Consider the following 14,499-nt stretch of genomic DNA (forward strand, 5'->3'; position numbering starts at 1 on the left):
CGATGAGGTTGACATACTTATATAAGTAAATTAATATTTGGTTACAATAAAAAATACTAAGTAAATTTTTTTGCATTTTTTTTGTTTTTACTATGTATTTGGATGAAAATTTTAAAATTGTTGTAGTTAAATATAAGTTTTTGTAACCAGTCCAGGGGTTTTGAGACTGGAAAATCAAGACATCAGCAATTCAAAGTTTAACTTAGGATTGGGTGCTAATGGCAACCAGAATTTTAGAATGACATACTGGATGCTTATGGGTTAAATTTCAGTTTAGTGGAGCAAATGTACTGATACATTATCGGCAAAACTAAGCAAATTAAGCTGCGATGTCTACAATGAGCTATGACGCTCGAAGACTCGCTATCTGTGTCGCAAAGTTTAAAAATTCGCCGTTGGAGGAACTTAGCTATTTAGTAAATATAAGAACCGAATTCAGAATGCTTTTTTATACTCATTTTTCTCAGAGATGTCATAGTCAAAGCGATGACATACCGAATTTTTGTGGTATTAAATATAGCTGATATGGCAAAATGCCCCTAGTAGATGCTGGGGAAAAATTAAACAACAATGTTATCCAAACTTCGGCCTGTCAAATCTATTAATCACTTAGTTGGCAAAGTTTATGCCAAGATGCCTCTTAAGTATGTTCTAATTGTGCCCTTTATATTACAAATTTTTGGGGCGGTGGGACTTGTGGGCTATCTTTCGTATCAAAACGGACACAAAGCGGTCAGGGAGCTTGCTACTCAATTAGAAAATGAAATCTGCGATCGCATTGAACAACATCTTGATAGCTATTTAACGACTCCGAAGCAAATTAATCAAATCAACTTAGATGCAATTGAACTAGGTTTGCTCAACCTTGCGGACTTTAAAACCACCGGAAACTACTTTTGGAAACAAATGCAGGTTTTCAATGTTGGCTACAATAGCTTTGCCAATCCCAAAGGTGAGTTCATCGGTATTGAACGCCTAAATAATGGCAAGCTGTTGATTAACGAAGTTAGTCAAAAGCATGGTATAGGGAAACTTTATATTTACAATTTAAACCTGAAGGGGAATCGCCGCCAGCTTCAGCAAGTCAAAAATTACGATCCTCGTCTGGAAGCGTGGTATACAGATGCAGTCAATGCAGGTAAACCTGTCTGGAGTCAAATTTATCAATGGGAAGATAAACCAGAAATTTTATCTATATCTTCTAGCTATCCTGTTTACAATAAAAATCATCAACTTGTTGGGGTAATTAGTGTTGATTTGATCTTGTCACAAATCAGCAGTTTTTTAGCCAACTTAAACGCTGAAAGGCCGGGTAAAACTTTTATTTTAGAGCGTTCCGGGTTAATAGTAGCTTCTTCTACTGAGCCACCATATACGATCGTAAATGGTCAAATAAAACGTCGATCGGCATTAGACAGTCAAAATTCTTTGATTCGACTCACAACTCAGTCTTTGATCAAACGCTTTGGCAATCTGAGGTTTGTTGTGGGAAAGCAACAGCTAAATTTTAACGCCGATGGAATGCGTTATTTTGTGCAGGTAAAAAGTTGGAGAGACGAACTGGGTTTAGATTGGCTAATCGTGGCGGTGATTCCCGAAGGCGAATTTATGGAGCAAGTTAATGCTAACACCCGAATCGTGATTTTGCTGTGCATAGTTGCTTTTTTGGTAGCTACAAGAATTGGGATTTTAACTGCTCGCTGGGTAATTAAGCCAATTTTACAACTAAACACATCAGCTAAGAAAATTGCTCAAGGAGAATGGGAGCAAACACCAGAAATAAAGCGCTCCGATGAACTGGGGGAACTAGCCAAGTCATTTGAAACGATGGCAAAGCAACTCAAAGCATCCTTTAGTGTATTGGAAGCAAGAAATGCTCAGATGCAAATCTTAAATGAGGCGCTATGTGAGAGTCAGAGTCGGTTAACTCAATTTTTAGAAGCCATACCAGTTGGTGTATTTATTGCAGATGCTAAAGGTGAACCTTATTACATAAATCAGATTGGGCAGCAAATTCTTGGTAAAGAAGCGATATCTAATAACGAGCCACTAAGCATCTACGCACAAGTTACCACCAAAAAATTGTCACAGGTATATCAAATTTACCTTGCTGGGACAGATCAACTCTATCCCAGCGATCGCCTACCGATTGCGAGAGCATTACTTGGAAAAAGCAGCAGGGTGGATGATATAGAAATTCACCATTGTGACAAGATTATTCCCATTGAAGTTTTAGGAAAGCCAATCTATGATGAATCGGGGAATCTAGCTTTTGCGATCGCCACATTTTTTGACACCACCCAACGCAAACACACAGAAAAGTTATTAGCAGAATATAATCGCACCTTAGAAGCTCAGGTAAAAAAACGGACTGATGAGTTCCAGCAAGTTATTCAGCAACTGCAAACCACCCAAGAAGAACTGATTCAATCGCAAGCAATCGCCGCGCAGGAGCAACAAGCAGCTATTCGGGAAGCAGCACGAAGCGCCGCTGCCAACCTCGCTAAAAGTGAATTCCTCGCTAACATGAGCCACGAACTGCGTACCCCACTCAATGCAATTCTTGGTTTCACCCAAGTCATGAGCCGAGATTATTCGCTATCTGGCGAACATCAAGAAAACTTGGCAATTATTAATCGTGCTGGCGAACATCTACTTAACTTAATTAACGACATTCTCGAAATGTCCAAAATCGAAGCTGGCAGAATTACATTAAATCTCAGTAGCTTTGACTTAACTCATCTATTAAAGAACTTAGAAGAGATGTTGCACTTGCGGGCTGCATCTAGAAATTTAGAATTAGTATTTGAATATCCCCAAGACATCCCTCAGTACATAGAAACAGACGAAAATAAACTGTGTCAAGTCTTGCTCAACCTCTTAGGAAATGCCATCAAATTTACTGATAGGGGGAGGGTAACATTACGGGTGAGACTGGGGGCTGGGGAATGGGGAACTGAGGATAAAGAGGAAAGAGATAATAATTCTTCATTCTCCCCCTTATCCCCTACTCCCCGCCCCTTTGCCTCTTCATCCCAATCCTTAATCTTCGAGGTAGAAGATACTGGTTGTGGTATTACCTCACAAGAAATTAACTTACTGTTTGAGCCTTTTGAGCAAACTGAAATCGGTAGAAAATGCCAGCAAGGAACGGGACTAGGTTTAGCGATTAGCCGTAAATATGTAGAACTGATGGGAGGAGATATTACTGTTAGCAGTATGCCTGGTATTGGTAGCACATTTGTTTTTGATATTCAGATTGCTTTAAGTTGCCCCAGAGAAATCCCGACAAACCAAATTAAATATCAAATTCTCACTTTGGCACCGACTGAAAGAACATACCGGATCTTAGTCGTTGACGATTCTCTAGAAAGCCGTCTTTTATTAGTTAAAATTCTCACATCTCTAGGCTTTGAAGTCAGAGAAGCTACAGATGGTGCTGAAGCGATCGCTAATTGGGAATCTTGGCAGCCACACTTGATTTTTATGGATATGCGAATGCCTGTCATGGACGGTTATGAAGCCACAAGAACGATCAAGGCTAGAGAAATAGGGCATAGGGAACCTAATCCGTTGCGGAGGTTTCCTAAGTTGTACTCCTATAAAGAAGCAATAGGTGCGATCGGAAACGATCCTTCCGATCCATCCACTTTGCGATTGCCAACAGCCCTAGCTCCTCCTTCCAACATCTCTGAGATAGAACAAGGTTGTTACAATAAACACACGCTAATTATTGCTCTAACTGCTAGCGCCTTTGAGGAAGAGCGCCAAAAAATTTTATCCATTGGCTGCGACGATTTTATTCGCAAGCCATTCACACAGGAAGTATTATTGGAAAAACTGAGTCAACATTTGGGTGTAAAGTATACCAACAAAATAGAAAAAACAAACACAGCAGCCGTCGATCAAGCTACACAGAGATTTGTCAGTGTTGCTGAACTCCTCAGCCATCTATCACAAATGTCACCTGAATGGCTACAAAATATCCACTATGCCGCAGCCAGCTGTAGCGATGAACTGATTTTAGAGTTAATCAAGCAAATTCCACCAGACAATGTTCAGATTTTCCAAGTTCTTAGGGATTTAGCAAATAACTACCAGTTTGAAAAAATCATGGAATTGACTAAAACAAACGTAGAATGAATTACGAGCATTTAAACCCTGATAAAAAAGATATTTTGATTGTTGACGATATGGCGGACAACCTCCGGGTTTTGTCCTCAATATTGACAAGGGAAGGGTATAACGTTCGTAAAGCCTTGAACTGGCAAATGGCGCTGACCGCAACTCAAACAGTATTACCGGATTTGATTTTACTCGATATTATGATGCCAGAAGTAGATGGCTATGAAATTTGTCAGACCTTTAAAGCTTGGGAGCTAACAGCCGATATCCCGGTGATTTTTATTAGTGCTTTAGATGATGTTTTTGACAAAGTTAAAGCCTTTAAGGTGGGTGGTGTAGACTATATCACCAAACCTTTTGAGTTTCAAGAAGTTTTAGTGCGCGTGCAAAATCAACTGGCATTGAGATCGGCGCGATTAGAAATATTAAAACTAAATGTGGAATTGGAACATCGCGTAAAAGAGCGAACAGGGGAGTTAGAAAAAGCTCTACAAAAACTCCAACAAGAAATCAATTCTCGGCAGAAATTGCAAAGTCAACTTCTAGATATAGCGCTGCATGATTCCCTGACTGGATTACCAAACCGAGTTTTGTTTATCAGGCGACTAGAAAATGCTCTAAATCGTGCCAAGCAAGAATCTAGTTATCAGTTTGCGCTACTATTTTTAGACTGCGATCGCTTCAAAGTTATCAATGATTCTCTTGGTCATTTGGTAGGGGATGAATTGCTGATAGCTATCGCTCGTCGCCTCCAAGCATGTTTGATCCCTATAGATACTATAGCAAGATTAGGCGGTGACGAATTTGGAATCCTCCTAGAAAATATCACAGATATTAATATAGCAATCCAAGTTGCCGAACAGATTCTGCAACAGCTATCACTTGCTTTTAATCTGTCAAGATATGAAGTATTCATGAATGCCAGTATTGGTATTAGTTGGGGTAATAAAAATTACGATCGCCCAGAGTACTTGCTGCGAGATGCTGATACGGCAATGTATCGAGCCAAGGCTCAAGGAAGAGGCAAATATCACGTTTTTAATCCAGCGATGCATCGGGAAGCAATTCAGCTTTTAGAGTTAGAAAATGACCTGCGAAGGGCTGTAGAAAGGCAAGAATTTCTCGTTTATTATCAGCCAATTGTTTCTCTGAATACAGGGAGAATTTCTGGATTTGAAGCCTTGGTGCGGTGGCAACATCCGACTCGCGGTCTAGTTTCTCCTATAGAGTTTATTCCGGTGGCAGAAGAAACAGGTTTAATTAATGCAATTAATAGTTGGGTATTACAGTCAGCTTGTCATCAACTCAGCATTTGGCAACATCATCCAGTCACACCAGAACCTCTAACTATGAGTGTCAATTTGAGTGCTAGATTATTTTTACAGCCTAATTTAGTAGAACAGATTGACCGAATGATTTATGAAAATAAAGTAAATCCTGCCTATTTAGAATTAGAAATTACAGAAAGCGTAATTATGGAGAATACAAATGCAATTAAAATAATTCTTCAACAATTAAAGCACCGAAAAATTAAGCTAATTATGGATGACTTTGGTACAGGATATTCCTCTTTAAGTTACCTACACAGTTTTCCTTTTAATGCACTCAAAATTGACAAATCTTTTGTCAAACGGATGCAGGATAATCAAGAAAATATGGGGTTAGTACCAGCAATGATTGGTATTGCCAACTCAATGGGGATGAATGCGATCGCTGAAGGTGTCGAAACACAAGAACAGCTAGCTCAATTGAGAAGTCTAAACTGTAATTTTGCTCAAGGATATCTATTTTCTCAACCCATAGAACAACAATCGGTTCTTAAGTTGCTTGCCACAGCACCTCAATGGTAGCTATCAAGTATATCTGGTCAAAATTACCTTATTGATGCTCGGCTAGATAATCTGTGCGTACTATCTAATATACTGCTATAAGCAGACCATAAAGTTCGCAAAGCTCATAAATGGGCAATAGTTTGTGATAGTCGCTATTCCTGTCCAGTCACCGTGGGAGTTAAACTATAAATGTAACTATTATGGTGAAATTAATCAACAATTTTTAGGCAATTTCAAAGAAGCATTTACTATCCTCAAGAATTATAAGCATAGCTTTTGATAATAATGCATTTTAATCAAATTAACCATCATAAAAAAAATATTTTGGTAGTCGATGATACCCCAGATAATTTACGGCTTTTGTCGGCAATGTTGACTGCACAAGGTTTTGAAGTTCGCAAAGCCTTAAACGGTAAAATGGCACTGACTGCGTGTCAAATGGTTTTACCAGATGTGATTTTGCTAGATATCAATATGCCAGATATGGATGGCTATCAAGTTTGTCAACAGCTAAAAGCTGACGAGAAGACTTGCGAAGTTCCAGTAATTTTTATCAGCGCTTTGGACGATGTTGTAGATAAGGTAAAAGCCTTTGATGTTGGTGGTGTAGATTATATTGCTAAACCTTTTCATGGGGCAGAGGTTGTATTGCGAATTGAAAATCAGATTAATTTACGTTTGCTCCAAGTTAAACTGCAAGAAAAAAACTTTTTATTACAAGAGGCTCTTGATAACTTGAAATCCGCTCAAGTTCAACAAATTCAAAACGAAAAGATGGTTGCACTAGGGCAGTTAGTGGCTGGTCTAGCTCATGAAATTAATAACCCCATCAGTTTTATTTATGGTAATCTCGAATATGCGGGTCAATATGTGCAAGACCTAGTGAATATGATTGAGGTTTATCAAGAAGAATATCCCAAACCTACACCCAAAATTCAGCAAATAGCCCAAGATGTAGACCTAAATTTTATAATTCAGGATCTACAAAACCTGATAGGTGCAATGTATAGAGGCTCCGATCGCATTCGGGAAATAGTTCTAGCGCTACAACACTTTTCTCGCCATGATGAAGCAGAGATGAAACGCGTAGATATCCATGAAGACATCGAAAATACTTTGGTGATGTTACAACATCGGCTCAGAGAAGCCGCAGACCGTCCGGCAATTATTGTAGTCAAAGATTATGGTAATTTACCCCTAGTTACTTGTTATGCAAGTGAGCTAAATCAAGTATTCATGCATCTGTTGAATAATGCCATAGATGCAATAGAAGAGAGAGTGGGAAATCAAGGTTCTAATCTTTATTCCCTAACGCCAATTGACGGTAGTTCCTCCACTTCGGGAGATCCCATCGCTTTTAGTGTCTCCCCAACTCTTCAAGATGCTCCTTCGCGTTGGGAGAAGACTGTACTGCCTTCTGCAATTGGAGAAACCCCAAAACCGCAGTGGCTTCTCCCTACTCCCCAAATTCGGATTCACACAGAGGTGACAGACTTTAATATGGTGAAAATTGCGATCGCAGATAATGGCCCTGGTATAGATGAGTCGTTGCGATCGCGTTTATTTGACCCATTTTTTACCACAAAACCTGTGGGCAAAGGTAGTGGGTTAGGATTATCTATTAGCTATCAGATTATCCAAAAACACCGAGGAAATATTACCTGTACTTCTCCTGTTGGGGAAGGAGCAGAATTTGCGATCGAAATTCCCATTGAGCAACCTGAGCGTTAAGCTGAAAATAGTTTAATTTGCATCCTCCAAAAATAAATCTCTTGTGGGGTAGGCCGAAAAGCCCGCCCTAGCTGTGCAAATTAAATATACGACAGCTTATTATATGTGTAGCGATCGTCCCGCTCTATGAAGCGTCGATACAAAGCTCTATCTTCAGCAAAGTCTTCTACAAAATAATACAGTTGTCATGTATGTCAGCCTCTTAAGACAGCTACAGGAGTGGCAAGTGAGGGCTGCACGGGAGCAGAGGAGAAATAAGTAATTTTCTATCGTAAATAAAAGGGTTTAAGACCCCAACCATAAAGGTAGCCCCAGTTTCAGTCGGGGTTTAAATCCCCGCCTGAAATTGTCTTGAATTTTGAATTTTGAATTTTGAATTGTTAATCTCCCACTTGCGCCCTGCCCTCTGCCTCTTCTGCCAATCCGTAATTCAAGAAATCCGGACTTTTTATTGCTTACAGACTACTATTTTTAGTCGCATAAACGCATAATAGAAGTGTGACCGATCTGTTCGTCCCTTTACAATCCCTCAAACAAGGTAACTGGTTCAAGCTGATCTGCGGAGCCAGCTTCCAGCATTTGCCGGCAGTTAGAGATTTGACCTTAGCCTATACCTTGGCGGGTGCTGACTGCATAGATGTTGCAGCTGATCCAGCAGTTATTGCAGCAGCGCAATCAGGGCTGCAAGTAGCTAAAACCCTAGCTAAGGATGCCCAAAAGCGAGGCTTTAACTACAAAGGCAACTTACCCTTTTTGATGGTCAGCTTGAATGATGGAGAAGACCCCCATTTTCGCAAAGCAGAATTTAATCCTAATGAGTGTCCTAAAGATTGCCCTAGACCCTGTGAACGGATTTGTCCAGCACAAGCGATCGTGTTTGACAGTATCAAACAAGACTTTTCGGGAGTAGTTTCCGAAAAGTGTTATGGCTGCGGTCGTTGCATCCCAATTTGTCCTTATGGTAAAATTTATACAGCTTCGTATGTGACAACGCCAGGAGCGATCGCGCCATTAGTAATGTCAACAGGAGTAGATGCCGTAGAAATCCATACACAGGTAGGGCGGTTGGCAGAATTTCAGCGATTGTGGCAAGCAATTTCACCGTGGGCCGATCGATTAAAGCTACTAGCTATCAGCTGTCCCGATGGCGAGGGGATGACTGACTACCTAAGAACAGTGTATGACCTGATTGCCCCACTCAAAAGTGCTTTAATTTGGCAAACCGACGGTCGTGCTATGAGTGGCGATATTGGCGATGGCACTACAATAGCCGCAGTCAAATTAGGGCAAAAAGTTTTGGCAGCGAAATTACCGGGATATGTGCAGTTAGCAGGCGGCACAAATAGTTATACCGTTGCTAAGTTAAAGGCAATGGGATTGTTGAAGAGAGTAGGGGAGCAGGGGAGCAGGGGAGCAGGGGAGAAGCGAGAATTTTCTGCCCCTCTGCCCATCTCACCCTCATCTATTTCCGGGATTGCCTACGGTAGCTACGCCCGTGTATTGCTGTCACCAATTCTGGAAAAGTTAGAAAATAAGGAGGTAACTAACACCAATATGAAGGCAATTAATCGCCTAGAAGAAGATGAAGTATTACTTTGGCAAGCTGTAGAACTTGCCCATTCTCTCGTTTCCCAAATTAAGTCCCGGTAGGGAAGAGAGAGCAAGCATTAATTAAGCATAATTACTTAGTCCAAAATAATACTGTAATTCATGTTTAATTTATGTTTGTATAGTCAAGGTAGGAGGTTTGAGCATTGAATGAGCGCTTGAGAACAGTTAAAAGCTGAAAGTATCGATTTACTGTTGTTTCCGTCACCATAGAAAGCATGACGATTACAGACGATCTCCAGAAGTTATTAGATATTTTGCCCCAAGACCTGCAACAAGTACTAGAGAGCCATCCCAAACGAGATACTTTAGTAGAAGTAGTTTTGGATTTGGGTCGTCGCCCAGAAGCTCGCTTTCCGAATCAAGCTGAGTATCTGAGCGAAATACCCGTTACTCAAGAACAGATAGATGATTGCATTGAACGAGTCGGAATTTTTGGCGGAGATAATCGGGCAGGAATTGAGCAAACTTTGCATCGGATCAGTGCTATCCGCAACCGTACTGGTAAGATTATTGGCTTGACCTGTCGCGTTGGTCGAGCGGTATTCGGAACCATTGGCATGATCCGCGATTTGGTAGAAACTGGTAAATCGATTCTCATGCTGGGTCGTCCAGGCGTGGGCAAAACTACCGCCTTACGGGAAATTGCCCGTGTTTTGGCGGATGATTTGCATAAGCGAGTAGTGATTATTGACACCTCCAATGAAATCGCTGGGGATGGTGATATTGCCCACCCCGCCATTGGTCGCGCTCGGCGGATGCAAGTGGCTCATCCAGACCAACAGCATCAGGTGATGATTGAGGCAGTAGAAAACCACATGCCAGAAGTCATCGTCATTGATGAAATTGGCACGGAACTGGAAGCTTTAGCGGCTCGGACAATTGCTGAACGGGGCGTACAGTTAGTAGGTACTGCCCACGGGAATCAGATCGAAAATCTGATTAAAAACCCCACCTTGGCTGATTTAGTTGGGGGTATCCAAGCTGTGACGCTGGGAGACGACGAAGCTAGACGGCGAGGCTCTCAAAAGACTGTTTTAGAGCGGAAAGCCCCTCCTACCTTTGAAATTGCTGTGGAAATGTTGGAACGCCAACGTTGGACAGTACACGAAAGTGTTGCTGACACAGTAGATAATCTGCTGCGGGGTCGTCAGGCTACCCCACAAACGAGAACCGTTGACGATCAGGGCAAAATTGGGGTTACAAGGCAGTTAGCTGTTGTTAACGGTCGCGGTGGACAACTAGGGACAGTGGAAGATTCTTTCCCACCGGCGCGACAGGCTAATGGCTGGCGTTCTTCTGGACAAATGGTTGCACTGCCCCAATTACCTGTAGAACGGGTAACAGGACGCAGTGAGTTCGATCGATTGCTGGATGAATCTTTCAATTATTCTGAGAGCATTGATTTAGATGCTGTTACCAGACAGCCAGGGCCAAATGGTGAAGATTTGCCACTGCACGTTTACCCTTATGGCGTTAGCCGCCACCAACTAGAACAGGTAATTAGCGTGCTAACTTTACCCGTGGTATTGACAAAAGACATAGATACTGCTGATGCAATTTTAGCACTGCGATCACACGTCAAAAACCACGCCAAATTACGCCAAATGGCCAAAGCCCGTCATGTACCCATCCACATGATTAAGTCCAGCACCATTCCGCAAATTACCCGTGGCTTGCGGCGGTTGCTGAACATGGACGACCCAGAAATGGGCGATGACCTAGAATTGCAACTGTTTTTGCATAATGGTAGCGATGATGAGATGGATGCCTTGGAAGAAGCTAGACTTGCTGTTGAGCAAATCGTGATTCCTAAAGGACAGCCAGTTGAGTTATTACCGCGTTCTTCCCAAGTCCGCAAAATGCAACATGAGTTGGTAGAACATTATCGCCTCAAGTCGCATAGTTTTGGCGAAGAACCAAATAGAAGATTGCGGATTTATCCGGCGTAACTTCGCCCCCAACCCCTCTCCGATTCGGAGAGGGGATTAATGGAGAGACTGATGTCTTATAGAGAGTTTTCTTTGAGAAAAGTAAAACAAGACTTTAATCTCACCCTAGTAGAGGGCGGACGGTTTTTGCCGCCGATAGAACCAATCTTGCCAAGCCCAATGCTGGCTGAATTTTTAGCAGAAAGTATCCAGCTAGCAATTGCAATGGGTTCTGAGAAAGCTCGATCGGAATTGATTATCAGCCCAATCTTGTTTGAAATCCGAAAAATTCTGAATAGACAAATCAGTTTCTTTTCTGGAGAAGAATTTAATGTTGAGCCAGAAGTGGGACTGGCGGGATTTTGCGACTTTTTGATTAGTCTTTCGCTAGAACAGTTATTTATTGAAGCTCCAGCAGTGGTGATAGTGGAAGCCAAGAAGGAAAATCTCAAAGGTGGTTTGGGGCAATGTATTGCAGAAATGATTGCCGCCCAAAGGTTTAATGCCAAAAATGAAAAACCTCTTGCTACTATCTACGGTAGTGTTAGTAGTGGCAACCTGTGGACGTTCCTGAAGTTAGAAGAAAGCACTGTTACTATTGATTTAACTGAATACTTAATCCCCCCAGTAGAGCAAATCTTAGGTATTTTGGTGTGGATGATTCGGTCACAAGCAACTTAAAGTTTGATTTTGCTTCTGATTATTATTAATTTATCTATGCCAAAAAACCCGATCGCAAAGACCAGATTTTTTTGAGGCCATATTCCCCCAAGGCTAGTTAGTGCTAGGTGGAACCCACACTTTAGGGGATTTGGCGCTTTACACTGGGGTAATTTTAGAAGTGCGTCGGAGTTTAGAGAATTTGATGTCTGGCGGGTCAGAGTTGTATGATATTGCACTGGCAACAACACCCATTTTCCAACTTTTGGAATTAGAGCCGCAATTATCCAGTTCTCATCCAGAGTTGCAATCAAAGTCATGGGGAAAAATTAGGGAATCGGCTGCTAACAATCAGAACTTTCAAAGAAATGGAAATCGACAAGGTTTATCAGATGAATCATTACAAACAAGTATTGACATCAAAAATCTATCCTTTACCTATCCCAATAGCGATGCCTACGGCGGTAAACAACGCCCCATCCTGAAAAACATCAACTTGAGAATTCACCCCAACGAGATGATTGTATTGGTGGGTGAAAATGGTGCTGGTAAGACGACTTTAACAAAGCTATTGTGTCGCCTCTATGACCCTAGCCAGGGTGCGATTATTTGGAATGGGCAAGATTTGCGATCGCTCCCCTTAGAAGATTTGCGATCGCGCATTGATGTAGTTATGCAAGATTACGCACGTTTTCCGACTACTGTGCGGGAAAATGTTGCCTTTGGGAATTTACCGAAAATGCAGGATGACGAAGCAATTACGGAAGCGATCGCTGAGGCTGGTTTGGCGAGAGTAATTGAGAAGCTAGATGGTGGTTTGGAAACCATTTTAGGTAAACAGCTAGAGGGTGGTATCGATCTATCAGGGGGACAATGGCAGAGATTAGCGATCGCTCGTGCATTGCTGCGACTGTCTCCAGCCGAATTACTCATACTTGATGAGCCAACAGCAAACCTTGACCCCAAAACAGAACATGAGATTTACAACATTTTGCGTACCCTGTCCAAGGGGAGAATAGCCGTTGTAGTCAGCCATCGCCTCGCCTTAGCAAAACTAGCAGATCGAGTAGTAGTCCTAGAACACGGTCAAATAATCGAAGTAGGCACTCATGACGAACTCATAGCATTAGGCGGACAGTATCATTTGATGTTTACTCGTCAAGCAAGTAGTTATAACTGAGTGGGGAATGGGGCAGGGGGAGCAGAGGAGCAGGGGGGAAATAACCAATTCCCAATTCCCAATGCCCAATTCTCAATTCCCAATTCCCAATTTTTATTCTGGTAACTTATATTGCCCAACAATACGCTTGGCAAACTCTGGAACGTGCGCTTCTAATTTCTCTGGATGATTTCGCTTTACATATAAATAATTCCGAGTAAAGTGAGAATCAATCGAAAACCGCGCATATTCCAAACCCTTGGGGCCAATTTTTTCGATAACTACACCCATAAGTTTCGCCGCCCACATCGGGAGAGTCACCCCTTTGTCGTAAGCGGGAATACTTTGCTGTACAGCTTCCTTGCGATCGCCTTTAGACGTAACTGGTTGAGTGTCTAACTGGTCTTTCAGCAAATCCAGCATTTCCTTACCTGTGTCATTTCTAACGACAATCCACTGCCAGCCGAAGGGTGCGCCCATGTAGCCAACAACTAAATCGGCTAGGGAATTGACATAATCAAAGCAACTCATACAAGATGGGGCAAACACATCTTTGAGTTTGTTGGTCTTCAAACCAAAGAAAGGCACTGTTTCTGATGAGCCATCCTCATGTTTGAAGTGAACCCGGAAGTCTTGCATAAATTCGTAATGCACAACTGTATCAGGCGATCGGCTAGTTGTTTCTAAGAATTTTTGCAGTCCAGCGCGGTTAACATTATCTACGCAGGGTGTACCCAAAACATACAGCTTTTCTAAACCCAATTGTTTTTCTACGGCTCGTAATGCCTGGATTTGGCAACCAACACCAATTACTAATAGTCGCTTCATCCCCGATTTTTCTATCTGTTCTAATACCGAAAGGTTTGGGGAAAGTGTTGGTTTATTTACTCGCGCTGCTAGTATTTCTTCTGGAGTTCGGGCGATGACAGGCATGGGTTGAAAGCGGTCTTCTTTGGTGTTTTGCACGCAGACTACACCTTCAACTAAGCCGCGATTAAGCATTTCAATAGCAATGCTGCTAACAATACCCGTCCATTGTGCGCCTTCGATTGGTTGCTGTTTCCGCGCTGCCATCATATCTTGGTGAACACCAAAGTATAGCTCATCGGGATTATCAAGATGGCGCGATCGCGTGTGAGTTTCAACTTCTAGTTCGCTTATTTGCTGATTAATAAAAGCGCAAGCTTCCTTGACATAGTGAATATAGTATGTGTCGCATAATCCGCACTCGCTACAAAGTTCTTTAGCAGGGCGGCGGCTAGTAGGTTTGAGAGCTTTGGCTTTTTTGTGAGGAGAAACTGAGGTCATATAAATTTTTTGTTTTATCCAGTAATCGCTTTTATTACAATACCTTCACTAGCTATGAACTTTCTCACTCTAGACAATTGGGAAGCAGGGAGTCAGGGCAAAAACTTGAGAGCATATCTTAGGATGCCCTAGTGTTTCGCCACAC

8 protein-coding genes are annotated in these 14,499 nt (G+C 42.0%); 7 read left to right on the forward strand and 1 reads right to left on the reverse strand.

What is annotated here, in order from left to right:
- The first annotated feature begins 570 nt into the window (after positions 1-570).
- The 7 genes from V7K42_RS24985 (at position 571) to V7K42_RS25015 (ending at position 13,067) form a co-directional block, all read left to right on the forward strand.
- A complete protein-coding gene (locus V7K42_RS24985; protein ID WP_334919947.1) occupies positions 571-4,143 on the forward strand; it encodes a HAMP domain-containing hybrid sensor histidine kinase/response regulator in 3,573 nt (1,190 codons plus the stop codon).
- Complete coding sequence (locus V7K42_RS24990) at positions 4,140-5,975, forward strand: two-component system response regulator (protein ID WP_334919948.1); 1,836 nt, start codon at positions 4,140-4,142, stop codon at positions 5,973-5,975. The genes V7K42_RS24985 and V7K42_RS24990 overlap by 4 nt, the downstream gene beginning before the upstream one ends.
- Before the next feature lie 267 nt (positions 5,976-6,242).
- Positions 6,243-7,688 carry a hybrid sensor histidine kinase/response regulator gene (locus V7K42_RS24995; protein WP_334919949.1) on the forward strand — a complete coding sequence of 482 codons (1,446 nt, stop codon included), beginning with the start codon at positions 6,243-6,245 and terminating at the stop codon, positions 7,686-7,688.
- Positions 7,689-8,186: 498 nt separating this feature from the next.
- On the forward strand, positions 8,187-9,338 hold the full coding sequence (ldpA, locus tag V7K42_RS25000; protein WP_334919950.1) for a circadian clock protein LdpA: 1,152 nt from the start codon (positions 8,187-8,189) through the stop codon (positions 9,336-9,338).
- A 176-nt stretch (positions 9,339-9,514) separates the two neighbouring features.
- Positions 9,515-11,248: a R3H domain-containing nucleic acid-binding protein gene (locus V7K42_RS25005; protein ID WP_334919951.1), complete on the forward strand. Its 1,734-nt coding sequence runs from the start codon at positions 9,515-9,517 to the stop codon at positions 11,246-11,248.
- Between the two features lie 51 nt (positions 11,249-11,299).
- On the forward strand, positions 11,300-11,908 hold the full coding sequence (locus V7K42_RS25010) for a hypothetical protein (RefSeq protein WP_334919952.1): 609 nt from the start codon (positions 11,300-11,302) through the stop codon (positions 11,906-11,908).
- A gap of 100 nt (positions 11,909-12,008) precedes the next feature.
- Positions 12,009-13,067: an ABC transporter ATP-binding protein gene (locus V7K42_RS25015; RefSeq protein WP_334919953.1), complete on the forward strand. Its 1,059-nt coding sequence runs from the start codon at positions 12,009-12,011 to the stop codon at positions 13,065-13,067.
- Between the two features lie 93 nt (positions 13,068-13,160).
- Here the strand turns inward: V7K42_RS25015 and V7K42_RS25020 are convergent, their stop codons facing one another.
- On the reverse strand, positions 13,161-14,354 hold the full coding sequence (locus tag V7K42_RS25020; protein WP_334919954.1) for a Coenzyme F420 hydrogenase/dehydrogenase, beta subunit C-terminal domain: 1,194 nt from the start codon (positions 14,352-14,354) through the stop codon (positions 13,161-13,163).
- Positions 14,355-14,499: the final 145 nt, after the last annotated feature.

The organism is Nostoc sp. (assembly GCF_036917455.1).
Classification (GTDB): domain Bacteria; phylum Cyanobacteriota; class Cyanobacteriia; order Cyanobacteriales; family Nostocaceae; genus Nostoc.